Raw genomic sequence first — 26,396 nt, 5'->3', positions numbered from 1 at the left:
CAAATTCGTGAATTGGATCGGGGGACAATTCCGCAAAATATGCGCGAGGCTCGCGCCCTAGTGGAACAGAAACGACAAGCCGAAATCGCTCTATCGTCTCATCACAAAAGAGCATTGGCCGAGAGAAAGTGGAAACGTCGGGAGGAAGTCGAGAGAAAACGCCGACTGGCCTGGAAGCGACGCTATTGGGCTAATTTGGCTCGAACAGGCACTAAAGACTCCTAATCGGTTTGAACACGATTTCGTGTGCTGGCTTGAATTGTATCGAAAAACCAAGCACCGAGCGCTTCAAAATCGCTCGAAGGAACAAAGAATGAAACTGCCCGTCTTTTCCAGCCTCATCGCCGCAGCAGCCTTGCTTGTCTCTGCTTGTTCAGGCGCAGCGATTGACCCCGACAAGCCGCTCTTTGTCCCGGCGGTCGATTATGCCGATTTCACGCCCGCTGCGGGATGCGCCGCAGATGTGCCAGATGCGATTTACCGCGCCTGTCTTGATCCAAAGGAACTCTACGCGGCAGCAGTGACCTCAGCCCAAGAGGCGAGCAATCCGCTTATGGTCGTCTGGGGCTTTGAAGAATGCCCGTATTGCCAGGCCTTTCAAAAGGCTGAGTTGAATGAAAACAATCCGCGCACAATTGCAGACTTTGTCGGCAACACGCTCTCAGACAAACAGCGCAAGAGCTTGCCGAATGGCGGCGCGGATTTCCAAGTCAGTGTCCTGCACATCCAGGTTCGCACCCCCGCCGGCGCAGACCTGGCTGAGCAAATGGGCGTCACCGATATTGCCCGCGAACGCGGTTGGCATCGCGTCTGGTCGCCATTTGTGACGTTTACCCGCCCTGGCTCCGATACATTCGTGGCGCAGACGCAATTCGAGCAAGGCGAAAAGCCCTGTGAATATGTCGATGATTTCGCGATTAGCTTGCAGCAGCTCAACTATATTCCAGCCGATCCAACCAAAGTTCGGAAGATGTGCGCGGCGGCTTAACCTGCCCTGGCGCGATGACTTGAAGCACGTGAATTTGCTCAGTACATTTTAGCCTTAGCGATAGGCGAGGGCTAAAGCATGAAGATTATCGACGCCTGGGCACAACACCCAACTCAGCGCCATTCCGAAAACCCAGTGTTCGACTCGCTGCGCCGCTGGACCAAAGGCACGATCCCAGATCAACAGCTTCCCGTCTCCACCACGGTTGCGGCGATGGACCAAGCCGGCGTTGAGATCAGTCTCATTTGCGCCTGGCAAGCGCCGGGCAAGGATATGATCACCAATGACGAAGTGGCGGCATTCTGTGCAGAGTCTAACGGGCGCTTGGTCGGCGTTGGCTCGGTCGATATCTCAAAACCCATGCAGGCGGCGCGAGAAATTCGGCGGTGTGTTGAAGAGCTAGGCTTCAAAGCCATTCGCGTTCTGCCCTGGCTCGCAGAACGTCCGCCGACCGATCGCTTATTCTATCCTGTCTACACGGCTTGTTGTGAGATGGGTGTGCCGTTTTGCACGCAAATTGGCCATACAGGACCGCTTGCGCCATCCGAGGTGGGACGCCCGATTTATCTCGATCAAGTCGCGCTCGACTTTCCAGAACTGGTGATCGTCGGTGGCCATATCGGCTACCCCTGGACCGAAGAAGCCGTGGCCGTCGCGACCAAGCATGAGAATGTGTATATCGACACATCCGCCTATACGGCCAAACGGTATCCGCCAGAACTTGTGCGTTATCTGAAATCCAATGGCCGGAAAAAAGTGCTGTTCGGCACAAATTATCCGATGATCACACCGGCCAAAGCGCTAGAGGGTTTGGACGATCTGAACCTCGATCAAGAGACGCAAGATCTGTTTCTGTTTGAGAATGCGGCGCGCGTGTTCGACTTGAGCGCTTAATGTCCCTAAGCTGCCCCCATGTTCGACACCATTCTTTACGAGATCGAGAACGGGCGGGCCCGGATCACGCTCAATCGGCCTGACAAACTCAACGCGATGAGCCTGAAAATGCAGGCTGAATTGTCTGAGGCACTTTGGGATGCCGATGCCCGCAAGGATGTGCATTGCGCCATCATCAAAGGGGCCGGGCGCGCTTTTACAGCCGGTTATGATCTGGCTGGCGGTGACAGCGTTCCGATCTCACGGCTGCAGTCTGAAAACCCAGACGCGCCCTATCGCGGTTATCGCAGCGTTGATGACGACATTTGGCAACTCGAACGCGCCCAGCGCTATCGGATGACCGCGTTCGACATGCACAAGCCGGTGATCGCGCAAGTGCATGGCCACTGCAAAGCGGGCGGAACCGATCTGGCGCTGCTCTGTGATATCGTGATTGTCGCCGATGATGCTGAGATTGGCTTTCCGGCCGGGCGCGATCTCGGCGCGCTGCCGAATCAATTTTGGCTGCACAATCTCGGCCCGCAATGGACTAAGCGTTTGTTGCTCACAGGCGATACAATCAGCGGTAAACAAGCGGCCGAAATTGGCTTTGCGCTGAAAGCCGTGCCTACCGATATGCTCGAAGCCGAAGTTGAGGGCCTTGCTGATCGCTTTGCCCTGATTGATCCGGACATTCTCGCCGCCAATAAACGCGCGATCAATATGGGCCTCGAACTGATGGGCGCGCGGACGCTGCAACGCTATGCGGTTGAGAATGATGCAAGAGGCCACCAAGCGGCCAGCGCGAGAGGGTTTGTCAAACGCGCTAGGGAAGCGGGTTTAAAACAAGCGCTGAAAGAGCGCGACGCCCCATTCGGGGATGGCCGCGTAAAGGTGCACGGACCAGAAACCCGAAACTCTGACGGCAAGCTGGTCAATCCTGAGGATTAAGCACGTAGCTCACCGGGATATGCGTTCGGATTGCAATTCGAAGGTGCATCTTCACTTCTGTTTCTCTATTTAAGCGTCACGCGCGCAGGGCCGCTTTCCGTCAAAAGGATCTCATGCATGTCTGATCAGATTTCGACCCCGTGCTTTGTGCTCGATCTTGCCCGCCTACGTCAAAATCTCGAAACCGCGAAACGGGTGCGCGACGAAGCCGGATGTAAAATCCTGCTCGCCACCAAAGGCTTTGCCCTGCCAGCCGTGTTCCCGATCATGCGCGACTATCTTGATGGCACCACAGCCAGCGGCGAGCATGAAGCGCAACTCGGCGCCGAGACCTTCGGCAAGGAAGTTCATGTCTACTCCCCTGCTTATGCGCCCGGCGAAGTCGAGCGGCTCAGCGGCATTGCCGAACATATCTATTTCAACTCAACTGCGCAGGTCCGCCAGTATGGCGCCATCGCCAAAGCTGCAGGCACGAAAATCGGTTTGCGCGTAAATCCAGGCTATTCGAACGCGACCCTGGGCGGTGATCTCTATGACCCTTGCGCGCCAATGTCTCGCTTCGGGGAAATCGCCAGCAAGCTCGATGAGGTCGATTGGGATTTGGTCGACATTTTCCACGTCCATGCGCTATGCGAGAGCATGGCGGATGGCTCGATCGGCTTGATCAATCATGTCGCAGAACAATTCGCGCCTTATCTGGCCCGCGTCAGCGCGGTGAATTTTGGCGGTGGGCATTTCCTCAACAAGCCAGGCTATGATGTCGATGCCTTGATTGCCTCCATCAAAGGCTTCCGGGAGCGGTTCCAGATCGAGGTCATTCTTGAGCCTGGTGGCGGCCTGGTCGTCGACACAGGCGAGTTGCATGCCAGCGTTATTGATCTGCATTGGAATGACGGCGCGATCGCGCTACTCGATGCCAGCGCCTCGACCCATATGCCGGATGTGCTCGAAGCCCCTTATCGCCCAGACGTAGTCGGCGCAGGGCTGCCAGACGAACAGGCGCACACCTATCGTCTCGCTGGCCGCACCTGCATGACCGGAGACGTCATCGGCGACTATTCCTTCGCCACCCCGCTAAAGCCCGGTGACCGCGTGATCTTCACCGATCAGATGCACTATTCCTTCGTCAAAGCGAACACGTTTAACGGCAACCCCCTCGCCAATCTCGCCCTCCGCCACGAAGACGGCCGGATCGAGAGGCTCAGTGATTTTGGTTATGAAGCGTTTCGGGAGAGATTGGGGCGCTAAGACATCGCAGCGTCTCAATCGAATGACGCTTAGCCGCAATGACGACAAATCGCGGCCAATTTCTTAAGCAAAGCGCGTATCATGGATCGTATGACCGAGATCTCCCGCGTCGATGAAACGCTCACTCGTATCTTGCCCAACCTTGAGCGCTGGCTGAACAAAGGCCTGTCCGAGCGCCTAACCAAAGGCCTGGTTGAGTTTCTCGTGTTCGGCATCAAACAGGCCTGGGCGTGTCTGTTTGGCGGGCTGTTGCTGCTTGGCATGATGGTGACCGGCTACGCCTATCCCGACGCCGCGCCGATCGCGCGATATGATTTTCTCGTGCTCTATGCCGTAGCGATCCAAGCATTGTTTCTAATCACCAAACTAGAACGCCCAAGCGAAGCGATTGTGATTTTGATCTTCCACATTGTCGGCACGGCGATGGAAGTGTTCAAAACAGAGGCCGGGTCTTGGGTTTATCCAGAAGACAATGTCCTGCGCATTGGCGGCGTGCCGCTCTTTTCAGGATTTATGTATGCCGCGGTCGGGTCGTACTTTGCCCGCGTCGCCCGGGTGTTTGAGTTTCGCTGGACGCATTACCCGCCCGTCTTAGCGACCTTGGCACTCTCGGCGGCGATTTATGTGAATTTCTTCAGCCACCATTATGTCTGGGATGTCCGCTATGTATTGTTTGGCCTGACCGCGCTCCTGTTCTGGCGCACCCGCGTGCATTACCGCGTCTGGCGTTGGCGCCATCAAATGCCGCTTCTGCTCGGCTTTCTTCTGGTCAGCTTTTTCATTTGGATCGCCGAGAACATCGCGACTTTTACACGGATCTGGCTCTACCCCAATCAGGAAGCCGGTTGGCATCTGGTGTCGCTGCAAAAGCTTGGCAGCTGGTATCTCTTGATGATCATTTCCTGGGTGTTGGTGACCCTGGTGCACCGGCCGCAAGCCCATAGATCAGACTAGCTCGGCCACACTAAGTGGCATTGTGCTGCGGTTCCCAGAGCTGGATCGGATTGCCCTCAGGATCAAATACAGTCGCAAACAATCCGTTTGGATAAGGGTTGCCCTCATCCATCTTCACCTCATTGCCGTTGGCCCGTAATTGCGCGACCATTTTCTCCAAATCGTCGACGCGGAAATTCATCATGAACGTCTTGGACGGATCATCGCCGAAATAAGTCGTATCCTGGGCGAAGGGCGCGAACACTGTGGGGCCCTCATCTTGATGCCAGGGCTGGGTCTCATAGTCACTTGGAACCTTATCGATGCCGAAATTCTCGTCATACCAGGTGGCCAGCGCGGATGGATCTTTGGCGCGAAAGAAAAATCCACCAAACCCTGTGATGCGTTGTTTTTCAGACATGTCGTTCTCCCAGAGCGTTGGTCAATCGATTATCTTCGAAAAAACGATTGACGCAATGCGTGCCTCGAATATTTAGGTCACACCTTAAAGGAGCTTTTGAGAGCAGATGAACTAGCGGCACCGGACCTCCGGCATCTCTTCCCGCACTGGCGCGTTTCCCCGCGCCGGACATTTCATACGCCCTAAAAGGACTCATCATGCCCCGCTTACAAAACAAAACTGCGCTGGTCACCGGCGCCGCTCGCGGCATTGGCGCCGCCATCGCAACCGCTTTCGCAAAAGAAGGCGCAGATGTCATCGTTTCCGACATCAATGACGCGCAAGGCCAAGAGACGGCAAATGCGATTGGCGCCCGCTATGCGCACCTAGACGTCTCGTCCGAAGCCGACTGGCAAAACGTTCACGGCGCGCATCCTGAGCTCGATATTCTCGTCAATAATGCCGGCATCACCGGATTTGAATCCGGAGAACTGGTGCACGATCCAGAAAATGCCTCACTCAGCGCTTGGCGCGGCGTGCATGGCGTGAATTTGGACGGCACCTTCTTAGGCTGCAAAACCGCCATCGCAGCGATGAAAACAGCCGGTCGCGGCAGCATCATCAATATCGCTTCGCGCTCTGGCTTGGTCGGCATTCCCGGCGCAGCGGCTTATGCCAGTTCAAAGGCAGCGATGATCAACCACACTCGAACCGTGGCGCTCTATTGCGCGCAGCAAGGTTGGGCCATTCGCTGCAATGCCATCGCGCCCGCCGCCATCCTCACCGCAATCTGGGAACCAATGATCGGCGACGGCCCAGACCGGGACGAGAAAATGGCCGCCCTCGTCGCGGACACGCCGCTAAAGCGATTCGGTCAGCCTGAGGAAGTCGCAGCGCTCGCGATTATGTTGGCCAGTGACGAAGCCGCTTATATGACCGGCGAAACACTGACTTTGGATGGGGGCTTATTAGCGGGTTCTGCGGCAAGCCCCGGCTAAGTCGAAACCGCTAGGATTGGCCGGTTTTCTTGACGGCGTCCGCCAAGCTGAACTTCCCGCTGCCCGGCTTTAAGGGTTGCGGCTGTCCCGCTGCGGGCGCCCAACCGGAGAGCCAGATAATCTCAAAACTCGCGCGGACTTTGCCATCCGGATCGCTGAATCGATCGAAATAGATCTCGGACATCCGCGCCAGGATCCGGCGCGAGAGAGGCCGCCGCTCTTGGCCGTCTCGAGGCGCGAAGGCGGCTTGCTCGCCCATGCCCTTCAAGTCACGCAAAAGCTTCATTGGGTGATCGTATCGAACTGTGACTCGCTCAACATCCGCCACGGGAAGCGCAAAGCGAGCGCGCTGCAGAAGGCCCGCCATGTCTTGCAGGCTCGGCAGCGGAGACAGACGCGGGCTAACGCCACCGGTGATTTCGCTTTCCGCTTCGATGAGCGCGCTGCGCAGTTCCTTCAGCGTTCCCCCACCAAACAGGCTGGCGAGAAATAGGCCATCGGGCTTCAACACCGTGCAGATTTGGCTCAGCAAACCGGGCAGATCATTGGCCCAATGCAAAGCCAAAACGCTGACCACCAAGTCAAACGTGGCCGGGTCATAGGGCAGCGCGTCATCATTCATAGATGCCGCCGTGACCGCCTCAACTGACAAGCGCTCAGCCATCACCTTCGACGGTTCCAGCGCGCTGACCCGGCTTACATAACCGCTCTTTTTAAGGGCCGCGCTCGCCTGCCCCGTATGGGCAAACAGGTCGAGCGCATGGTCAAACTCACGCGGGCTATCACGGAGTCTGTCTAATAATTGAGTCGACTCCTTGACCTTAAGGAAGGCATACTGATCAAAATCAGACGACGCGCGATCCCGATTACGGATCCAACGCACGCGATCAAACAGCACAGGGGGTGGAGACGGCGACATGAGTTCCGATATGCACTGGACCACGCGATCCGCAAGAGCGGGCCTGAGGTCACTTGCGAATTTTGTCTGGCCGCAACGCTCGATCCTGACCGGCGAACGCCATGGTGGCGACGGGGTTTTGACCGCTGATGATTTTTCGAGACTGACCTTTTTGAACGGCGCTGGATGCCGCAGTTGCGCTGTGCCACTGGAGGTCGATTACGGCGAACACAGCCTATGCGGCGCCTGCGCAGCCAAAGCCCCCAAATGGGATCAAGCGCGCGCAGCAATCGCTTATGATCAGGCTTCGCGCCAAGCGATCCTCGAACTGAAACATGCCGGACGCAGGGATGGACTCAGCGCGATGAGCAATTGGATGGCGATGGCCGGGCGAGATGTCCTGCCAGAGACCGATTGGCTTGTGCCCGTCCCGCTACATTATCAGCGCCTGGCCTCGCGCGGATACAATCAAGCCGCTTGGCTGGCCCAGGCCGTTGCCCGCAAGACCGGGACGCTCGCATTGGTCGACGCCCTCTCGCGCAAGCGCAACACGCCGAGCCAAGGCGGGCTTACAGCGCGGCAGCGCCGGCGCAATGTTGCGGGCGCTTTTGAGGTTCGAAAATCTCGCTTGGGCCGGATCAAAGGCAGCACGGTCACTCTGGTCGATGATGTGCTGACAACTGGATCAACGCTCGCCGCATGCACCAAAGCGCTGAAAAAAGCCGGAGCGAGCCGCGTCAATGTGTTGGTGCTGGCCCGCGTTGTAAGAGAGGCAGATCTTACCATATAAGGGGCGACCCGTTGAAAGGACCGCTCTGACATATGGCACAAGTCACCATCTATACCCGCGCGTTTTGCCCTTATTGCAGCCGCGCCCTCAGCCTGCTTAAGCAAAAAGGCGTCGACATGACCCATATCGATGCGGGCATGGACTCGAAGAAAAAAGCCGAGATGATTCAAAAGTCTGGCGGGGCGCGTACGTTTCCGCAGATCTTTGTCGGCGATATCCATATTGGCGGCTGCGATGAAATGATGGCGCTCGAACGCGCTGGCAAACTTGATGCTCTGCTCGCGGCCTAAATGATCAAATACGCGCTCATCTGTTCTGATTGCGATTCGGAGTTCGAGGCTTGGTTTGCCTCCTCTGGTGCGTATGACAAACAGTCTGAGCGTGGTTTGGTGGAATGCATGCACTGCCACGGTACGAATGTCGGCAAAGCGATCATGGCACCGGCTGTGTCTGGCACCAAAAAGTCGGGGCCGCCGGATCCGCAAAAAGTGTTCGGCAAACTCGCGGCGAAAGCCCGGCAGCATGTGTCTGAGAATTTCGACTATGTCGGCGACGGGTTCGCAACCGAAGCCCGCGCCATGCATTATGGCGAGACAGAGCACAAACCGATTTGGGGTGAGACCACCGCCGATGAACGCGAAGCGCTCAAAGAAGAAGGGGTCCCTGCTGAACCGCTGCCCCCAGCCTTCACGCCCGCAAAACCGCGGGATGAAGACAAGCTCAATTAGTTCGCTTCGATGAACGCGATCATGATCCGGACGAGTTCCTCCGGATTATCTTCCTGGATGAAATGGTGCCCGCCTTCAATCACTGTGTGCGGCTGACCGGCGGCGCCGGGGACGGTATCTTGCCAGATTTTGTCGCCGCCCGCTGTCACCGGGTCACTGTCGCCAAACGCCGTTAGGAATGGTTTGTCCCATTTCGCGAAGACCTCATCCATAACCTTCTGGTTTTGCCGTAACTGAGACGGCACCATCATCGGAAAGATCCGCGTTGCCGCGCGATAAATCTCATCAGGAAACGGCGCGGCATAACCCGCCAACTCTGCGTCTGAGAGCACACGCGTCGTCGCGCCTTGAAACAGAGTGGGAAGGTCGAAATTGTCGGAATGGCGCGCAAACGCGATCCAGCGCGTGAAGCGAAACTCGCCATTATCATCGACACTGTCCGGCTTGCCTTCACGCCATGTCGCAAAGCGGATCATCGGATAACCGATCCAGCCGCGCAGCCCTTTAGCGGCTGGAAGCCCGGTATTTGACAGCATGATCCGCGCGTAGCGATCCGGATCGGCAGCGACCATACGCAACCCAATCAACCCGCCCCAATCTTGTGCAAACAGAGTTGCGCCTTGCAGGTCAATCTGCTGGGCAAAGCCCGTCATCACATCGACATGCATTTGATAGCTATGATCGGACTGTTTGAGCGGTTTGTCAGACTTGCCAAAGCCCACCAAATCTGGCGCGATCACGCGGTAGCCAGCTTCGGCGAGGGGCGGGATCATATGGCGATAGAGATAGCTCCAAGAGGGCTGGCCATGCATTAGCAGGATGGTCTGTCCGTCGCGCGGGCCCTCATCAACATAATGGACCCGATACCCCTCGATCTCGATATAGTTTGGCTGGAACGGATAATCGGAAAGATTGGCAAATCTTTCGTCAGGCGTCCTGATCGACTCCGCCGATTTCCAATTCGTTGGTGCCTGCAAAGCGATCACCAAGACAACAGCTAGGATCAGTCCGACAAGCAAAATCCCCAAAATCAGTTTCATCATCACGCCTTCCAAATGTGTTTTGTCCGTTCGCACGTGTTGCAATAAATGACACCTTAAATGTCAGAAGCAAGCGCTTAAAGAGATTGAAAAATTGGTCCGGACGCGCGGTGTTGACGATTGGCGTTGCGACCTAGATCCGCTGCATCGCACCCGCACAGAACTTTCCATAGCGGTTCGCATGCAGCATATCAGAGCCCTGCACGCACCCTGGATATTCAAACCAGCACAACCTCCGCGCGTGACAGCCCGCCATGCTGGTTCACACAATTGTTATCACCACTTTGTGTTGAGCATCGTTGCAAAACCCGAGCACAAGCGGTGTGTGGAGGGATGTTAGGTCAGGGTCGATTTGCTGAGTCGCTAAGCGAAATTGATGTTTACTCGGGGACTCCGAATGACTGACTTGCCGTCCCGCTCATTCAACTTGGTTCGCGTTGGCGAAGCGGCTTTCGAGTTTGACGTCATGATTTATGGCGGCAAACGCTCGCACTTAAGACCGCTGCTCATCTGCCACTCGATAGAGTTCCCGGTTCCGCCTTCGGAGATGTTTTGCGGGGCGATGCAGGCGGCGGGCTTACAAGTGATCTTTGTTCGCCGGGCCGGGTTTGGCAGGTCGTCACCGCTGCCCCAAGCCTTGGTTACCGACGCGCTCATCCGCTCTGGCGCCACGGCGATGGCCGAGGCCGTCATGATGCGCCAGCTTATGACCAAGCTTGGCTTATCGAATGCCGTCCTGCTCGCAATGGGAAGTTCGAATCTCGTCGCGTATAGATTGGTGAAACTCGCCCCCGAAATCACGTTCACTGTTTTCACCAACCCCGTGTTTAATCAGGATATTTTTGAGGTCTTCACACCGGATTGGTTCAGAGCGATGCTCAAACAAATCGTGACGAGCAAAAGCGGATTAAAGGTGGCAATCCAAGGGATGAAGCTCCTCATTCGCAAAGACCCTGTCGCGTTCTACAACCACATCTACCAGAAGAACGCGGACGATTTGCAATACGTCCGAGACAATGCTGACGATTATTGCAAGGCGGGCCAATTGGCTCTCGAGACGACCCCGGCGCAATTGTTCTACGATGCCGTCATGTTGCTCGACCAGGATCCGCTCCTTCGCGACGGGTATTTTGGTGACACCGATGGCGTCGCACTGATCGGCGCAGAGAGCTCCGAATATTGGCGCTCACAAATGAACAGCGAAGCAAATCGACTCGGATTGCCGGTCGCCCACACCCCTAGAGGGGATCTATTTTGCGCCTACACCTCTCCTGAGACGCTGCTTGAGCTTGTCCACTCACAAATCCCCTTAGCGCGTTTCGAATTGGCTTAGCTCAGAGTCCTACGTCGTCAAATACACAGATTTTTGCGCTGAAGCGCCAAAAAATGTTGCAATCTGTAGTAGTTCTTTGTTGCAAATCGCGTCAAATTGCGTGACTTTCTATTCATGACCGTAGCAACACACAAAAACGGGCGTTGATCGATGGGGGACAACAAACTTTCGGTTGAAGACATCGAGTATGTCGCGGACATGCTACGCGCAATTACCTGGGTGAAAGATGACCTGGGCCCCGTTTCGAACAAAGCAATCGAAGACTTGGAAGATAGTCTCGTATCAGCTGAGACCGCGCTTCGACGCATCGCTGCGGAAATGGAGATTTCTGTTTCTGGCCAAGCGAAGTCGAAATAGAGCTTTTTGAGCAATCACTCTCGCGGATCACTTGCTGTGTCCCGGGAAAACACACCGCTAACAAACCCCACTCATCCCCGCATGGCCATGACCGGCGCGCCTGAAACTGCGTTTCAGATCCGGCGAGCGCATTGCAGGTTCGTGATTGCCAGCCAACATGGCCCGGTCTAGATCGAAAGGAACGATAGATTTCTGGGAGAATGAGGCATGGCAGACGCGGCTGCGGGGGCACAGACAAAAGGATTTCTCGGCTGGGTCGAGCGAACCGGCAATAAATTACCTGATCCGGTCTTTATTTTCTTCTATTTGATCATCTTACTGGTCGGGATTTCGATCGTCGCCGATCTGTTAAATGTCTCCGCTAACCACCCAACCCAGATAAATTCAGACGGAACGCCACAAGTAGAAAGCGCCGTCAGTCTGCTGTCTGCTGATAATATTCAGCGCCTTTGGGTCGATATGCCCAAGACGTTCACCCACTTTCACCCGCTCGGATATGTGCTCGTTGTGATGCTTGGCGCTGGGGTGGCGGAACGATCCGGCCTATTCGCAAGTGCCATTCGCGGCGCGGTGCGAAACGCTCCAAAACTCTTGCTCACGCCGCTCGTCGCTTTGATCGCAATGCTTTCAAATCATGCGGCAGATGCTGGCTATGTGGTCATGATCCCGCTCGCGGCGATTATCTTCGCCTCAGCTGGACGTCATCCGCTTGCCGGTATCGCAGCGGCCTTTGCTGGGGTCTCTGGCGGGTTCTCGGCTAATATCTTCCCCGGTCAACTCGATGCGCTGCTCTATGGCATCACCGAGACGGCTTATGATGCGAGCAGCATTGATGCTGGCTGGACCATGAACATTGCCGGCAACACCTATTTCATCATGGCGCTTTTATTCCTCTATATGCCGATCATTTGGTTTGTGACCGATCGCATTATTGAGCCGCGTCTGGGCAAATGGGTGCCGGATGAGGGATCGGATGCGCAAAGCGATAGTGATGAAAACAAACCCCTCACCGATGATCAGAAGAAAGGTCTCTCCCGCGCTGGCTTGGCGGTTTTGGCGGTTTGCGGCCTATGGGCAGCGATGACATTTGGCCCAGGCACACCTTTGATTGATGAAAGCGCCTGCGCAGGCGAAGCGGCGGCGGCGGGCACGTGTAGCCCGATTTCCAATTATGCCCCCTTCTTCCGGTCGCTCGTTGGCGGGTTCCTCGTCCTCTTCCTCGCAGCAGGTTGGGCCTATGGCGCTGCTGCGAAGACCATCAATAATCACAGAGACCTGGTGGATATGATGGCGGAAGCGATGAGAGATATGGGCTATTACCTGGTCCTCGCCTTCGCAGCGGCGCACTTCGTTGCGATGTTTGGCTGGTCTAATCTTGGACTAATCACCGCGGTGCACGGCGCCGATGCGATCCAGTCGAGCGGCTTACCGCTGCCCTTAGTGCTTGGAATGATCGTCTTGTTCTCAGCCCTGCTGAACCTATTTGTCGGGTCCGCGAGCGCGAAATGGGCGTTGATGGCACCGGTCTTGGTACCGATGCTAATGTTGCTCGGGATCAGCCCAGACGGCGCGACCGCGGCTTATCGTGTCGGCGATGGCGCGACCAATATCATTACGCCTCTCATGGTCTACTTCCCGCTGATCCTGGTTTTCGCCCAGCGTTGGAAGAAGGATTTTGGACTGGGCAGCCTGACCGCGATGATGATCCCTTATTCCATCTGGCTGCTCATCTCAGGCGTAGGCTTGATGATGATCTGGATCTTCCTTGGATTGGATCTTGGACCTGGCGCCCCGGCCCAAATCGCGATCGCAGGAGCAAACTAGAGCCCAAGCTCCTTTTGCTTCCCGGCAAAGTCTTCCGGAACTGGCGCCTCGAGCGCCAGTTTCTTTTTGTCTGGCAGAGTGATTTCCAGCGCTGCCGCATGCAGCATCAATCGATCTGACCCGTCTTTACGATCACCATAAATGGCATCTCCTAGGATCGGGCAGCCGAGCTGCGCGAGGTGCGCGCGGATCTGATGCATTCGCCCCGTCAAAGGGCGCGCCTCAATCAGTGCGACCCCTTCCGCGCGCGCACGCACCGTCCAATCGGTTCTTGCGCTGTCCGCGCCTTGCTCAATGCTCCCAGGCACAACCGATCGCCCGGTCTTGCGCAAAGGCACAAGGATCGATCCTTCATCGGCTTTAGGGATCTCGCCTGAGACCAAAGCAAGATAGGTCTTCCGCACGCGACGTTCCGCAAACTCAGCTGACAGCGCAGTGATCGCCGGTTTGGTCTTGGCTGCCAGGATCAAACCTGACGTGCCAGCGTCAATCCGATGAACCAATTGCGGGCGCTTGCCATTCGAGCGCGCGAAGGTCCAGAGCAAGTGGTCAAGTGATGTCCCGCGATTGCCCCGCGTCTGCACGGCAAGTCCAGATGGTTTATTGAACGCAAGGACAAATGCGTCTTCGTAAATGACCAGCGACCTGACAAATGCCTTCTGATCTTCAGCAATGTTCGGGATCGGGCGATTTTTCATAGAGCTCGCGGGGCTAGGCCGAGACCAACATACCGCTGACAATGACGGTCGCTGCGATGATCGTCGTTGTGAAAATGATCCACAAGAACAACATCAGAAACAGGCGCAAACCTGACATCATGATCCCGGTGGACCCGACCACAGCAAGACTGCGCCAGACATAGATGAGAAATCCTACAAAATACCCAATCACCAGGATATCAGGGAGATAAGGCCCGGCGAGCATCATCACCGCGCCGGTGAGATAAATCCATGAGTGCAAGTGCAGTGCATGCACGGCATGATCGTAGACATAAAGCGATCGCCGCCAAATGTGCAGAATACAGAACGAAATGATCGTCATTGGCACGATCAAAATGCTCAAACGCGGCAACCATTTTTCCAATTCAGCGCCAAACTGATCTTGGTTTTCGAGCACCGCAAGGATTTGTCTTTCGATCCCTTCCCGCAACTCATCATCAGAGGTTTCGACGCTGATATTTGCGCGCTCCAAACGCTCGCGCGCCGTCTCTGGGATGTCTTCGAGCGCACCGTTTTCTTGAGCTTCACGCAGACCATTTGAGATCTCAGCGCGGGTTTCATCATCAACGTTGATATACTGTCCAGGAGGCACGAGCGCGAACAGGACAAAGTAGAACACCAAGCTCGCGATCAAGAACAATCTGAACGGCGGCACATACCGCGCGCGTTTCCCAGACGTATAATTCTTGGTGAGCCGCCACGGCCGAAACAATAAGACCGGCAGCGTTCTCGCCAATCGCCCATCGACCGTAAACGTGTCAGAGATCGTTTCGCCGATCAGCGAGACGATTGGCCGGTGAAAACTCGCAGCGAGCTGACCGCAATTGGTACAGTAGCGCTCTTCAACCATATGGCCGCAATTGCGACACGGCTGCCCCGATAGGTCAGCCGATTGCCGCCTGGTCAGACCGCCGAGCGAGGCGATCCCAGCTGTTTCGAGCTCTACTGACATGGTCCCTCCCCGAACCTGTCCCTATTCGCTTCCAGTTGTCTCCGCGCCAACATCAGACGGGCACAACCAACGCGACCGGTGATTATCCTCGGCGTTTTCGGCCCACCCGGTGAGGTTTGGATCAACCAGATTTTTCGTCACCTCAAACCACATTGGCGTAATCGGATAGTCTTGCAACATGATCTCTTCAGCCTGAGCGAATATCTCTGCGCGACGCTCCAGGTCTCGCTCTTGGCTCGCCTGTTCGAGCAAAGCATCAAATTCAGGGTTGGAGTAATTGCCGTAATTTTGCTGCCCAGCATCTGTATCAAGCAGATAAAGATAGTTGAGCGGATCATTATAGTCGGCGAGCCAGCCGCCATCGGCGACTTCGAAATTGCTTTGTCGCAGGTCCGCATAAAGCACTTTTGTATCTTGCCGCAGGATCTGGGCATCGACCCAAGGCGCAATCTCGTTCCAATTCGCTTGCGCAACCGGCGCGGCTTTTGGATTATCACCGGTGGAACGGTGCTTATACTCAAACCGTAGCGGATTGTCCGGGCCGTACCCGGCCTCTTCCAACAAGGAACGAGCCTCGGCGAGGCGATCCTCACGGCTCATAGATTTCCACTCTACTTCTGGGCGGTTTGTTTCATAATTCGCGATCCCCGGCGGCACGAAACTATAGGCGGGGATGAAGCCAGGCGTCAGAACATTATCAACCAGGAATTCCCGGTCCAATGCCATCGCAAGCGCTTTGCGCACACGAACATCATCAAACGGGGCTTGGCTCGAATTGAAGCTCCAATAGGTGGTCAAGAGCCCCGGCGTTGTGCGCGCCCAGCCTGGGAAACGCTGATCTATTTCAGCTTTTCGGCCACCGTCGAAATTATTGTTTATATCGAGATCACCCGCTTCCATACGGCGCTCAACGGCTGCGAGGTCTTCAAGTTCAAAATAGCTCACGCGCCCAAAGCAGAGCGTATCAGCTTCGTAAAAAAGCGGGTTTGCTTCAGCCACAAGCTGGTTACCTGTTTGCCAGAATTTGAGCTTGTAAGGGCCGTTTACCTCGATGTTTTCTGGCTGCACCCAGGCTTCACCGAACGTTTCCACAATATGCTCAGGCACGGGAAAAGTCGTGTAATGCGTCAGCAGACCCAGGAAGTAAGGCGCCGGCTCTTCAAGCGTGATTTCAAGCGTTCTTTCATCGACCGCGCGTACCCCCAATTCTTCAGGGGCCACACGCCCCTCATTGAGCGGCTGAGCGTTCTTGATGATGTAGAGCAGAGACGAGTATTGCGACGCGATGGCTGGATCTTGAATGCGGCGAAGCGCATAGACAAAATCGTTCGCTGTTACCGGTACGCCATCGGACCAAGTCGCATCAATCAGCTTAAAGGTCCAAACCAGACCATCTTCGCTCGTAGTCCAGCTCTCCGCCATGGCCGGGATGACTTCACCGTCTGGGGCATGTTGCATTAAGCCGTGAAACATATCGCCGATGACAATGTTTTCCCAAGCGGCGGAGGATCGATGCGGGTCGAGCGTATCGACTTTTGCGGAAATCCCGCGGCGCAGGGTCAGCGTATCGTCACCGGATCCGCCGCCTCCGCACGCTGAAATAGCGAGGGTGAGCGCTAGGGCCGAGCCCGCGAGAATTTTGTTCAACCGCATCGATAGGTCCTTTTCGAAAGAGATATCGTAGTTTTATCAAACTGTTTCAGACAATTCAGGCTTTGCCCAGGTCAGCTCTGTCGCATCTGACTGGTTCTCGCCCCACTGCCTTAGCGGCGACGGAAAAAGCCAACAAAGCCAAATAGCCCGGCAAGCAGCGATCCAATTCCTCCAGCGACCACAGTGATCGGGCTAATCGATTGCGCCAGCGCAACCGCTTGGCCGATCCGTGAGACTTCAACCTCAACCGAATCTCTGAAAGTGCGAAGCGGCAGGGCTTCATTGTCCATGAGCGCAAAAAGTTCGATGACAAGCTCTTGATTGCCGACCGCCGTGGGTGTCACTTTCCAGCGCCATACATTCTCTGTGACTGGGGAAATGCGCTGCGTTGCCGGCGTGATGGCTTCCACTGAGAAGGCTTCGCCTGACACAAGCGCTTGAACTGTATCGGTGATTTGCGCTTCGCCTTCGACGATATTGCCGGTTCCGGGCAAAGGCGCGGTTGCGTCGCCATTACCGGTTCCATCGAGCGCCAGTGTGACAGTGAACGGGCGGCCGAATCTCGCTGATTTCGGCGTCTCATGCGCAATCGGCACGGTGCGTAAGGAGGCGAGTAAATCATCGGTCGACGTGGAGGCGACACCGACCATATCGTCCAGCGCGGGTTTATCTGTCAGGCTCCGTGTCGGCGGTGTCGACCGCGCCATTGGGGGCTCATCGCTGTTCATATCCAGATTAAACCCGACACTGCCGGGTGGCGGAGTGCTTTCGGCACTCGTGCCTTGGGTTTGCATATATTGATGTCCGCCATAGGCGAGCGCAGCGCCGCCAATCAGGATCAGCAAGAACGAGAAAAATCTCAGCATCACAGACCTCCAACTCTCACAGTCTTGTAAGCTCACCCCGCCATTAGGGGAAGAGTTAACTGAACCTGCATTGAATGAGAGCGCCATACGCTGGCTGCAATGTCACATCAAACGCCGGAAGCTGCGCTAGTTCGAACGCTCTTTGGTCGCGGTGAATCGCAACTCTGGGTTCTTTTCTTGCGCGTATCCGACGTCCCAGGCATTCTTTGCCAAATAGACCGGCGCATCATCTAGATCTGTGCCGGAGGCTGACTTGTTCTTATCCAAAAACGCCCGAAGGACCGCCTCATCATCGCAATGGATCCAGCGCGCAACATTGTAAGGCGCCGCTTCGAACACGACGTCGAGGCCATATTCATTGGTCATGCGCTCAGCCATCACCTCAATCTGCAGCGCACCGACCGCGCCAACAATCATGTCTGACCCAATGCTTGGCTTGAACAATTGGGTCACGCCCTCTTCTGCCAGGCTCTCGAGCGCTTTGCGCAAATGCTTGGCTTTCATCGGGTCGATTGTGCGTGCGCGGCGCAAGATTTCAGGCGCGAAGTTGGGGATGCCAGCAAACCGGATATCGCCGGTCTCAGAAAGACTATCTCCGACGCGGAGTTGGCCATGGTTCGGCACACCAATCACATCGCCTGCATAAGCGGTCTCAGCGATCTCGCGATCCTGCGCCAGAAACATCAGCGGGTTATGGACATTGATCTGCTTACCTTCGGCTGTCTTGAGGCGCATGCCTCGTTTAAACTCGCCTGAACAGAGCCGAAAGAAGGCAACCCGATCCCGGTGATTGGGGTCCATGTTCGCTTGGATCTTAAACACAAAGCCCGCCACGCCTTTGTCGCCGCGTTCCAGAGTGTGGTTCTGATCTTTCTTTTGACAGGTTTGGGGACGCGGGGCCGGTGCGAATTCTTCTAAGACCGCGAGCAGTTCGCCGACTCCAAAGTGGCGCAAGGCTGTCCCAAACACGACCGGCGTCATATGCCCCTCTAGAAAGGCTTGTTTGCTGATCTCAGGCAGCATTTCGCGAGCCATCTCGCTGCCCTCTTCCAACTCTTCAAGCGCGCTGGGGTCGACATCGTCGCGAACGGCGTCCAACTCCACCCGCGCCGACTCGCCAGGTGTTAGGCCCTCATCAGCCGTCTTTTTGGAATAATGTAGAAAATCGCCGGTGCGCAGATCCACCATGCCGCCAAACCGCCGTCCCGAGGCGGCCGGCCAATAGAGAGGGGCACAATCGAGTTGCAGCTGATCCTGGATCTGATCGAGCAGTTCAAGTGGGTCGAGCGCTTCGCGGTCCATTTTATTGATGAAGGTCACAATCGGAATGTCGCGCAGGCGGCACACTTCAAACAGTTTCAGCGTTTGTGGCTCGATCCCTTTGGCGGCGTCGAGCACCATGATCGCGCAATCTGCAGCGGTCAGCGTTCGATAGGTGTCTTCAGAGAAGTCTTCGTGGCCTGGCGTGTCGAGCAAATTGTAGACATTGCCGCGAAACTCAAAGGTCATCACAGAGGCGCTAACGGAGATCCCGCGATCGCGTTCAATCTTCATCCAGTCCGAGGTCGTCCTGCGACGTTCTCCGCGCGCAGCCACTTCGCCCGCCATACGGATCGCACCGCCAGCCAAGAGCAGGTTTTCCGTAAGCGTCGTCTTCCCGGCATCGGGGTGAGAGATGATCGCAAAGGTTCGGCGACGATCTGCCTGTTCTGACAATGACATGGACATAATATTCGCCTCAAAAAATTCCAAAGCGCGATCTAGGCGGTTTTGCGGAGGGCTTCAACGCATGTGTCTGCGGAAACCAGAAACCGGACGTAAGTTTGGGGATCTCAGGCGCGGATACGTTCGCCCTGATCATTCGCCGCGCCGCGTTGATAGGTCTCTAAGACCAGAGGCGGAATGTCCCGCAAATGAGGCTCGACGCTGCCAGACGCCGTGGGCTTGAGGATCAAACTATTCGCGCCGGTTTTCGCGATGATCAGAGCGGCGATGTCCGCGAGCAATTCACGATCATCCTCGGATTGTGTCTCGAGCAATTCTTGGTAACGGTTGGCAGCATGCTCGACAGCGTCGTGGGCCCGCAATTGCCGCGGGTCGCCGCAGCCAATCTCACGCCAGCGTTCCAGCAAATGCGCTTCCGGCGCTGGTATCTCAATCACCTTGTCATTCAGCAGAAACAACATGGTCCACCCCTTAGTTCAGGGTCCATGTCGGTTAATTACGGTTAATGAAGCGTTACAGACGCCGATTATGACGGGTATTCGATAGGCTCGGTGATGAAGTGCCGAGCGCTACGATCTTCAATTTCAATCACCCAAAGATCACGATCGCGGCTCCGAACGCGTTCGATATAAGCGTCTGCGCTGGCTTCGTCTGGACCAACCTCTTGGCTCTCAAGGTCGACAAAAACCCGAGTCCCCTCCATCGAGGTTCGGGGGACATAAATTCGAGCGCCGCCGCTCAAATCAGCCACCTTTATAACCAGATCGCCACGCTCCTCATCGCCACTCTGTAGAATGAAGGCGGAGGCGCCCTCTAATTGGGCGCGCCGGATCAGTGCATCGACCCAGAGTTTTGTATGCAATCGTTCTTCAAACATGACCAACCAAGTCTTTCGGCATTAGGATTGCATTGCGCTTTCTTGTTGATGTTTTGTTTACCCTGATGGATCGCGCTAAAATGAACAAGTCCGCGCTGCTTAAAGGACTGATCCTCTCTGTCTCATTGGTCCTGACCTGCGCGAGCGTTGCAGCTCAGCCGCGTCTCATCGCTGAAGCTCAATCAGTCGTCTTCACCTGGCCACTTGTCACATTTTTGAGTGTGATCATGATCGGCGCGGCTGCGGCAATTATCTGGGACATCAGGTCAGACTAAAGACCTGCAGCTCTTATTCTGCCGCGCGCTTCTGCGCCGCTGATAAAGCAGGGAGCGTGACCATAACTTGCGTGCCCTGACCCGGCATTGTTTCGATCCGCACCTGTCCTGACTGCAATTCAGCCAACCTCTGAACCATTGCGAGCCCCAAGCCGGTGCCTGCCCGACCTTTGGCATTTCGCCCTTGCGCGAATGGTCGAGCAATCCGCGCAAGATCTTCGGCGTCCATGCCCGCCCCTGTGTCGCGGACACTTAAGACGCACATGCCATTTTTCTCAAACGCGCGCATGGTCACCGTATCACCGCGCGCCGAATATTTAATCGCGTTCGAGACCAGATTATCCCAAATCCGCCGCACCGCCCCCGCATCCGCCAGCGCCATAACCTCACCTTCGCTTCGCAGTTTGAGTGTGACACCTGACAATTCAGCAATCCCTTCGGATTGGCGGAAAACACTCTCACCGCTTGCCGCAACATCAAGGGGGGAAACATCTAATTCATAAGTTCCAGCTTCGGCTTTGGCATAGCCGAGAATGTCCTCGACCAACCGCATAAGCGTGTCGCCGCTTTCGCGGATCAGAGACGGATAATCCTTGTAAGCATCTGGCAGAGGTCCGCGTAATTCCGCATCCATAATGTCTGCAAAGCCTATAATTCCATTCAGCGGACTCTTCAGATCATGCCCTAGGCTGGCGAAGAATTGTGTGCGTTCCAACACTTCGGATTTTGCGTCCGAACGATCTTCAATTTGAGGGGTTAAGAGCACGATTTCGCCTGCGCTTGATGGCCAACGGAAAACAGAGAAGGCGCCAGTCACAAGGGACAAGTTTGACTGGGTCTTCGCCTCAAATTGCGGCAGGATTTCTTCTAATATTTTGCCGACCTTCAACCCTGGAACATAGTCAGCGTGTCCCTGATAAGCCCGAATGCGCCCCTGTTTTGAGACACTAAGAACTAGGATTGGATCATTTTCGGTCACAACCTCAATGGTCGAAAGCGAAGGAGCGACTTCAATATTCGTCGGTTCCGTCCCAGAGCGCTGTAACAATGCAATCAGTTGCAGGATGATCAGCGCGGTTAACAGGCTCGCGCCCAGCCAAATCCCGATGAGACTCCCAGACAATATTACAGTCAGCGCCCCAATTCCCGCGACCGCCGACCCGATCGCCATAACGAAAGAGTTAATCGAATATTCTCGATCAATCGGCTTTGTCTTAACGGAATGGTCAGGTCTGTTAGGCATTTTCACGATATGGATTCATTAAATTATCCGTCAGAATCCAAAATTCATCAGACGCTGGTCTATGCGCGACGCAAAAGATGGGCCAGGGTCGGGGTCGTAGAGTGAGGGAGCTTTTCATGACCATTAAAACCGCAATTTCGGCTGCCATCGTAATTGCTGGCTTGAGTCTACAAGCGACAGCTCAACTTGTCACGCCAGCACCCCAAAAAGTATCGGCCACCGCGCCGCAATCGGATCCGCTCGCAAAAGCCGCAGCGCTCTATGCGACGTATCAAGGGGACGTCACCGACGTAAAATCGAACGGCTTCTCATCTGCTGGCGATATCGAAGATTCGCTCAACAATTTGGGCGGACACAATCCAGAACAGCTTACCCAAGGGTGGATGGCCTATTCCGCTTTGGTCGCGGCCCAGAACCCAGAATTCCGTGCTGCCGTGCTTGATATCGAAGGCTATTATGGCCGGGACATGCTGATGAGCGGCATGCAGAACGACATTCGCTATGCACGCACATTGAGCGGCGGCAATGCCGCGGTCAATCAAGCGCTGACGGCCGTGAAAGCCGATAGCAGCCGACTGATCGGCGCCGCAGCATTCGTCAAAGAACAAGCTTACAGCCTCCAAGGCTCAGGCTGGGCCAAAGGCCGACTTGGCAACTCTAAAGCGAAAGCGACCAGTCTGTTTGCATCGACGCAAACCGGCATCCCCGCCCGCGGCAGCCTAGTTCAGGCCATGCACGCGCCAGAGATCAGCACCGTATTGTCTCAAGCAGGTCAATCGGGCGCTCCATCGGTTTGGGAGAGTGTTTCAGGCGCGGCCAGCACCATCCGTGTGCCATCTGCGGTGACGAGCTTCGGCCAATCAAACCGTATCGCGCGCGGCAAAGAACCAATCGCCGATCGGATCACGACACTTGCTGCCTATCGCGTCTTGAACGCTGACCCGAGCGTGGCTGGCTCTATGCGTCAAGCAATGAGCGAACGTGAAACCCAAGCCTGCCTCAACATGGCAAACTTGAACCTGCAGCAATGCGTTGCTGCCGCCCACAAACATTATGAAGTGCCCTTCTGTATCGGCGAGCATGCGCTCTCAGATATCGGTAAATGTATCGGGAAAGTCTCTGGGTAAGGCCGTTTAGGCCCGTTTCAAAGACCAAGACCACCCAAATTCCAAACGCCCATGGCCTAACCGCTATGGGCGTTTTGCTATTTTACCAACTCGCGCCGGGGCGAACACGATAAGCATAACCACCCAACTGAATCACCTGCCCGTCTTGAATGAGCCTAGTCAGCAATTCTTTGTCTTCCTGCGCGGCCTGCGGAAGAAGGCCAGGTTTAAAATACCAATAGGTCTGACAATTGGGATCAATCGCTTTTCCGCTGCGCAGGTACCATTTCAGATCTCGGCCGCCTTTGAAATCTGCTTTGTACGCAGCGACAATCGGATTCTGACGAACCATGTCATGAGCCGAGAAGATCGTCCGGCAGCCTTCCGTTCGCTCGATGTCCGCGCGCAGCGCATTCGCCCCTACATGTCCGCCCAAATTGTTCATGACGTTTTCGGACGCAAGTATGTAGTCTCGACTGCCGGTTTCAATCACCGCTGCGCTAACCAGCGCGAACGGAATGAAGACGGCAAACACGCGCCGGTCCAAGCTCCAGCGGGTTTTCAGGAGTCGCGTTTTCCATGTCTCAAATGACGCTGATACAGGCCTCCAAAGACCAGTTTGTTTCAATCGATCCGGCCAGTTCTTCGACGCGGTCGCACCCGCAAGCCCCGCTACCGATAGCGAGAACAACCAACCTGAATTGCGATCATCATAGCTGCAGCAAATGCCCGTCCCAATCGAGCCTGCGATGGCGACGAGAGCGATCAAAGCCACGATCAACCGCTCTCGACCGCGCAAGAAGAAGATCGCGATCGTCATCAAGCCCAAGCTCGCCAAACGTACAAAATCGGCGAGATTGTCGACTGACAGGAATAGAGCGAGCCCGCGGCTCCAAATATCATCAATTTCAGTTCGGCGCGCGCTAAGTGAGATCAATCCTTCGATCTGAGATCCCGTCCCCATAACGGCATGTTGATAACCCGAAAAGAAAACCGCAAAAACCAGGACGGGTATCACCAACCCTGAGATGGCTAAGAATAGGTTTTTCCAGTCTATTCGCCCATTAAAATAGTCGTACGCGGCAACGATCAGACCGAGGACAACGAGCGGCCAGCCCGCCTGTTTCGTGACCGCTGCAATCCCGAACAAAAAGAAGGGCAATAACCAGATGAGCCGGTCTTCACTCGTGGTTTTGGATTCGTCCTTGGTCAAAAATAGGGACGCCACACCGGCTGCGATCAGGAGCGCGACAGGCTGGTCCATATAGCCCCAGGTGAATTTGTGCAGGATCTCTCCCGTGCCAAGCAAAAGCCCTCCAGCAAAGACTAAAGCCGCAGCCGCTTTGCGCCGACGCCAAAGCTCCCAACTCACGAGGCTCGCCAACACAATCAAGATGAGGTGCAGATTTTTGCTCAAAACCTGCCAGGGCTCCGCACCTTGCGCGGCATAGATCACCGACCAAAGCGTCGGCCAAAGAATGGGATATGGATTTGGATACGGCGCGTATCGCCCAATCAGCAGCTCATTCGCCCAACGGTTCCACGAGACAACCGCATCCCAAGTATCAAATCCGAAATGCTGGCGGGAATCTGCCTTGAGGACCCACAACAAAGCGGCCACACAAAACCCGGCCAATAGGAGCGTGCCCAATGACAGCTCTACCTGTTTCGGCGACCGATTTAGAAAGACGAAATTTGCGGTGATCAGAATGAGCGCGAGCCAGATCAGTATACCAAAAGAGAGTGGTCCAAAATTCATCCACCAAAGCGTCGAGAACACATAAGCGACGGCGATGGAGGCAGCGCTAAAAACGCCAATGATCGCCGGGGATGCGGGCGCGTCAGAGCGGGCAAACCAGACGCTGCCTGCGCCGCACAAAACCAACCATACCCCTAATAGGCCTCCAAAAATCACGGTTTGGTTCCTTTCCCACTGGATGGCGCTTTATCGAAGAAAATGAAGTTCCGCTGGACGACGAAATTGATCGAAAAGAAGAACGTGTTTCCGATCAGGGCCGCGACAATTCTTGGGACATCGAGCTGGGTTTCTGCGAACCAAACAAATCCGTAGAGAAACGCAAGATTCACGCAGACGAGCAGAATGTAATAGAGCGCTTGGTTGGCAAAATCCCCCGACGAATTAAACACCACCGATCGGGCAATCGTGAAAAACAAAACCACCGACACGGCTCGTGCCAGGACCAGTGTCGTTAGGATTGTGGCGTCGAGCGCGGTGAGGACGACTACGAGGATCGCTTCACACAGCGACACCATCAGCGTGATCAAAATGTACCGAAGCAAGACCCAGTAAACTCGCGCTGAATCTACAACGGGATTGAAGTGAGAGGTGGGATTTCCCGGCTCGTAAACCGTCGTAATTTCAACTTGCTCTACAGCTCGGGCATGCATGAGCGCAGTGAGCATTTCGATTTCATATTCGTAGCGGTTGTAAGCGATATCGCTGATCAAGCGGAGGTCTTCGCGGCGGATCGCGCGCAAGCCGGTCTGGGTATCCTGAACATCGACCCCATGGATTAATCGAAACAATTGCCTTGTCAGAACATTGCCGAATCGACTGCGAAGCGGGACCGATCTATCAAACCTCCGGACCCCCAAAACTGTGGTTTGGGTTTCACGTGACCGCGCCGCGACATTCAGGATGTCTTTGGGCAAATGTTGGCCGTCCGCATCCGCGGTGACAACAAAAGACACCCGCTCCACCGATTGTTCCAAAGCATAGCCAAACCCAAACTTCAGCGCCGCGCCTTTGCCTTGATTAGGAGATTGAGTGAGAACCGTGACCGTTTCGAGCTGTTCCAGCTGCTCAAAGATCACGGCACGATCAGGTGAAGATCCGTCATTGATGACTAAGATCTCCAGCGCAATTGCGCGTGATTGAGCCAAGGTCATCGTCTCCGAAACGATTTCAATCAAACTTGCGTCCGGCTCATAGGCAGGAATGATGAGAAGGCAGCTCACGCGTCTACTTTTCTGTAGACCAGATAGCCTTGGGTTAGACCGATCAACCAATTGATAGAGCTATGGACCAAGTCTCCGTAATCTCGCGCGGCGGCTTGGACTTCATTGAAACCCAATGGCCGCTCATCGTGAAACTTCCATTGCCCAGCAAGCTCAATCACTCCGCGCAACACGCGATATAATAGAGTCGGCGTTGGAAATGTGATCAGGACGATGCCGCCTGGTTTGCAAAGCTCAAAGTGGGACTGTGTGCACCTGGCAGTGTTCTCCAAATTGAAATGTTCAATTAGGCCAACACTATAAACGATGTCGAACCGGCGCTCGGGAGATGAGATCTCGAGCGCATCTTGGAGTTGACCGGTGACCAGGCTGGAGTTTTCGAACCGCTGATTGAGTAAGCCAATACCATACGCATTGTTGTCAATCGCCACATAAGTTTGCGGTTCCATTTGCTCACATACCGCATCGACAAAGCAGCTATTGGCGCCCCCAAGCTCAGCGATTTCTGGATGTTCTGTTCGGCAATAAGTTCGCATCAGATTGATGATTTTGCGCTCACTTATTTTGCGTGTGAACCGCGCGGTAGAGGCTGGCTTCGCATAATACTCATCCCAATCGGTTGGCTTGGTGAGCATGACAG

28 protein-coding genes are annotated in these 26,396 nt (G+C 55.3%); 14 read left to right on the top strand and 14 right to left on the bottom strand.

Features of this window, described 5'->3' with window-relative positions:
* The first annotated feature begins 313 nt into the window (after nucleotides 1-313).
* The 5 genes from MY069_RS13990 (at nucleotide 314) to MY069_RS13970 (ending at nucleotide 5,014) form a co-directional block, all read left to right on the top strand.
* A complete protein-coding gene (locus tag MY069_RS13990) occupies nucleotides 314-988 on the top strand; it encodes a hypothetical protein (RefSeq protein WP_482794402.1) in 675 nt (224 codons plus the stop codon).
* Nucleotides 989-1,066: 78 nt separating this feature from the next.
* Nucleotides 1,067-1,882: an amidohydrolase family protein gene (locus MY069_RS13985; RefSeq protein ID WP_482794401.1), complete on the top strand. Its 816-nt coding sequence runs from the start codon at nucleotides 1,067-1,069 to the stop codon at nucleotides 1,880-1,882.
* A gap of 18 nt (nucleotides 1,883-1,900) precedes the next feature.
* On the top strand, nucleotides 1,901-2,812 hold the full coding sequence (locus MY069_RS13980; protein WP_482794400.1) for a crotonase/enoyl-CoA hydratase family protein: 912 nt from the start codon (nucleotides 1,901-1,903) through the stop codon (nucleotides 2,810-2,812).
* 117 nt (nucleotides 2,813-2,929) lie between these two features.
* On the top strand, nucleotides 2,930-4,060 hold the full coding sequence (gene nspC, locus MY069_RS13975; RefSeq protein WP_482794399.1) for a carboxynorspermidine decarboxylase: 1,131 nt from the start codon (nucleotides 2,930-2,932) through the stop codon (nucleotides 4,058-4,060).
* Nucleotides 4,061-4,141: 81 nt separating this feature from the next.
* Nucleotides 4,142-5,014, top strand: coding sequence for a DUF817 domain-containing protein (locus MY069_RS13970; protein WP_482794398.1), 873 nt, complete (start codon nucleotides 4,142-4,144; stop codon nucleotides 5,012-5,014).
* A gap of 10 nt (nucleotides 5,015-5,024) precedes the next feature.
* On the opposite strand, the gene MY069_RS13965 is transcribed toward MY069_RS13970, so the two are convergent.
* Nucleotides 5,025-5,414, bottom strand: a complete 390-nt coding sequence (locus MY069_RS13965) for a VOC family protein (RefSeq protein WP_482794397.1) — start codon at nucleotides 5,412-5,414, stop codon at nucleotides 5,025-5,027.
* Between the two features lie 197 nt (nucleotides 5,415-5,611).
* On the opposite strand from MY069_RS13965, the gene MY069_RS13960 reads away from it, so the two are divergent.
* Complete coding sequence (locus MY069_RS13960; RefSeq protein WP_482794396.1) at nucleotides 5,612-6,391, top strand: SDR family oxidoreductase; 780 nt, start codon at nucleotides 5,612-5,614, stop codon at nucleotides 6,389-6,391.
* A gap of 10 nt (nucleotides 6,392-6,401) precedes the next feature.
* Here the strand turns inward: MY069_RS13960 and MY069_RS13955 are convergent, their stop codons facing one another.
* Nucleotides 6,402-7,310, bottom strand: a complete 909-nt coding sequence (locus MY069_RS13955; RefSeq protein WP_482794395.1) for a methyltransferase domain-containing protein — start codon at nucleotides 7,308-7,310, stop codon at nucleotides 6,402-6,404.
* Between MY069_RS13955 and MY069_RS13950 the strand changes: the two genes are divergently transcribed.
* From MY069_RS13950 to MY069_RS13940, 3 genes are read left to right on the top strand one after another with little or no spacing between them, the layout of a single operon-like run.
* On the top strand, nucleotides 7,309-8,079 hold the full coding sequence (locus MY069_RS13950) for a phosphoribosyltransferase family protein (RefSeq protein WP_482794394.1): 771 nt from the start codon (nucleotides 7,309-7,311) through the stop codon (nucleotides 8,077-8,079). The two genes, MY069_RS13955 and MY069_RS13950, sit on opposite strands and share 2 nt — an antisense overlap.
* Before the next feature lie 32 nt (nucleotides 8,080-8,111).
* Entirely contained in the window at nucleotides 8,112-8,369 is a 258-nt protein-coding gene (gene grxC, locus MY069_RS13945) for a glutaredoxin 3 (RefSeq protein WP_482794393.1), read from the top strand.
* Nucleotides 8,370-8,807 (top strand): DUF1178 family protein, encoded by a 438-nt coding sequence (locus MY069_RS13940; RefSeq protein ID WP_482794392.1) that lies wholly within the window; start codon nucleotides 8,370-8,372, stop codon nucleotides 8,805-8,807.
* On the opposite strand, the gene MY069_RS13935 is transcribed toward MY069_RS13940, so the two are convergent.
* Nucleotides 8,804-9,850 carry a haloalkane dehalogenase gene (locus MY069_RS13935; protein ID WP_482794391.1) on the bottom strand — a complete coding sequence of 349 codons (1,047 nt, stop codon included), beginning with the start codon at nucleotides 9,848-9,850 and terminating at the stop codon, nucleotides 8,804-8,806. The two genes, MY069_RS13940 and MY069_RS13935, sit on opposite strands and share 4 nt — an antisense overlap.
* 394 nt (nucleotides 9,851-10,244) lie before the next feature.
* Between MY069_RS13935 and MY069_RS13930 the strand changes: the two genes are divergently transcribed.
* The 3 genes from MY069_RS13930 (at nucleotide 10,245) to MY069_RS13920 (ending at nucleotide 13,361) form a co-directional block, all read left to right on the top strand.
* Nucleotides 10,245-11,180, top strand: coding sequence for a hypothetical protein (locus tag MY069_RS13930; protein ID WP_482794390.1), 936 nt, complete (start codon nucleotides 10,245-10,247; stop codon nucleotides 11,178-11,180).
* A 150-nt stretch (nucleotides 11,181-11,330) separates the two neighbouring features.
* Nucleotides 11,331-11,537: a hypothetical protein gene (locus tag MY069_RS13925; RefSeq protein WP_482794389.1), complete on the top strand. Its 207-nt coding sequence runs from the start codon at nucleotides 11,331-11,333 to the stop codon at nucleotides 11,535-11,537.
* Nucleotides 11,538-11,744: 207 nt separating this feature from the next.
* Nucleotides 11,745-13,361: an AbgT family transporter gene (locus MY069_RS13920; RefSeq protein ID WP_482794388.1), complete on the top strand. Its 1,617-nt coding sequence runs from the start codon at nucleotides 11,745-11,747 to the stop codon at nucleotides 13,359-13,361.
* Here MY069_RS13920 and MY069_RS13915 read toward each other — a convergent pair.
* The 7 genes from MY069_RS13915 to MY069_RS13885 all read right to left on the bottom strand — a co-directional run bounded on the left by MY069_RS13915 (nucleotide 13,358) and on the right by MY069_RS13885 (nucleotide 20,153).
* Nucleotides 13,358-14,059 carry an RluA family pseudouridine synthase gene (locus MY069_RS13915; protein ID WP_482794387.1) on the bottom strand — a complete coding sequence of 234 codons (702 nt, stop codon included), beginning with the start codon at nucleotides 14,057-14,059 and terminating at the stop codon, nucleotides 13,358-13,360. The genes MY069_RS13920 and MY069_RS13915 overlap by 4 nt on opposite strands.
* Before the next feature lie 13 nt (nucleotides 14,060-14,072).
* Nucleotides 14,073-15,032 (bottom strand): DUF3667 domain-containing protein, encoded by a 960-nt coding sequence (locus MY069_RS13910; protein ID WP_482794386.1) that lies wholly within the window; start codon nucleotides 15,030-15,032, stop codon nucleotides 14,073-14,075.
* 21 nt (nucleotides 15,033-15,053) lie between these two features.
* The gene (locus MY069_RS13905) at nucleotides 15,054-16,685 is read right to left on the bottom strand and encodes a peptide ABC transporter substrate-binding protein (RefSeq protein ID WP_482794385.1); all 1,632 of its coding nucleotides are present in this window, start codon (nucleotides 16,683-16,685) and stop codon (nucleotides 15,054-15,056) included.
* 110 nt (nucleotides 16,686-16,795) lie between these two features.
* Nucleotides 16,796-17,551, bottom strand: a complete 756-nt coding sequence (locus MY069_RS13900; RefSeq protein WP_482794384.1) for a hypothetical protein — start codon at nucleotides 17,549-17,551, stop codon at nucleotides 16,796-16,798.
* Nucleotides 17,552-17,677: 126 nt separating this feature from the next.
* Complete coding sequence (locus MY069_RS13895) at nucleotides 17,678-19,279, bottom strand: peptide chain release factor 3 (protein WP_482794383.1); 1,602 nt, start codon at nucleotides 19,277-19,279, stop codon at nucleotides 17,678-17,680.
* Between the two features lie 104 nt (nucleotides 19,280-19,383).
* Nucleotides 19,384-19,737: a hypothetical protein gene (locus tag MY069_RS13890; protein ID WP_482794382.1), complete on the bottom strand. Its 354-nt coding sequence runs from the start codon at nucleotides 19,735-19,737 to the stop codon at nucleotides 19,384-19,386.
* Nucleotides 19,738-19,802: 65 nt separating this feature from the next.
* Complete coding sequence (locus MY069_RS13885; RefSeq protein WP_482794381.1) at nucleotides 19,803-20,153, bottom strand: DUF1491 family protein; 351 nt, start codon at nucleotides 20,151-20,153, stop codon at nucleotides 19,803-19,805.
* 80 nt (nucleotides 20,154-20,233) lie between these two features.
* Here MY069_RS13885 and MY069_RS13880 point away from each other — a divergent pair, with 80 nt between their 5' ends.
* Nucleotides 20,234-20,428 carry a hypothetical protein gene (locus tag MY069_RS13880; protein WP_482794380.1) on the top strand — a complete coding sequence of 65 codons (195 nt, stop codon included), beginning with the start codon at nucleotides 20,234-20,236 and terminating at the stop codon, nucleotides 20,426-20,428.
* A gap of 13 nt (nucleotides 20,429-20,441) precedes the next feature.
* Here the strand turns inward: MY069_RS13880 and MY069_RS13875 are convergent, their stop codons facing one another.
* A complete protein-coding gene (locus MY069_RS13875; RefSeq protein ID WP_482794379.1) occupies nucleotides 20,442-21,671 on the bottom strand; it encodes a sensor histidine kinase in 1,230 nt (409 codons plus the stop codon).
* 116 nt (nucleotides 21,672-21,787) lie between these two features.
* Here MY069_RS13875 and MY069_RS13870 point away from each other — a divergent pair, with 116 nt between their 5' ends.
* Nucleotides 21,788-22,798 carry a hypothetical protein gene (locus MY069_RS13870; RefSeq protein ID WP_482794378.1) on the top strand — a complete coding sequence of 337 codons (1,011 nt, stop codon included), beginning with the start codon at nucleotides 21,788-21,790 and terminating at the stop codon, nucleotides 22,796-22,798.
* A gap of 82 nt (nucleotides 22,799-22,880) precedes the next feature.
* On the opposite strand, the gene MY069_RS13865 is transcribed toward MY069_RS13870, so the two are convergent.
* The 3 genes from MY069_RS13865 to MY069_RS13855 are packed head-to-tail and all read right to left on the bottom strand — an operon-like array spanning nucleotide 22,881 to nucleotide 26,391.
* Nucleotides 22,881-24,692 carry a hypothetical protein gene (locus MY069_RS13865; RefSeq protein ID WP_482794377.1) on the bottom strand — a complete coding sequence of 604 codons (1,812 nt, stop codon included), beginning with the start codon at nucleotides 24,690-24,692 and terminating at the stop codon, nucleotides 22,881-22,883.
* Complete coding sequence (locus MY069_RS13860) at nucleotides 24,689-25,756, bottom strand: glycosyltransferase (protein WP_482794376.1); 1,068 nt, start codon at nucleotides 25,754-25,756, stop codon at nucleotides 24,689-24,691. Before MY069_RS13860 ends, MY069_RS13865 begins: the two co-directional genes overlap by 4 nt.
* Entirely contained in the window at nucleotides 25,753-26,391 is a 639-nt protein-coding gene (locus MY069_RS13855) for an SAM-dependent methyltransferase (protein ID WP_482794375.1), read from the bottom strand. Before MY069_RS13855 ends, MY069_RS13860 begins: the two co-directional genes overlap by 4 nt.
* Nucleotides 26,392-26,396 lie beyond the last annotated feature (5 nt).

Source organism: Hyphomonas sp. ske169 (assembly GCF_056850855.1).
This window is presented reverse-complemented; position numbering and strand designations above follow the sequence as displayed.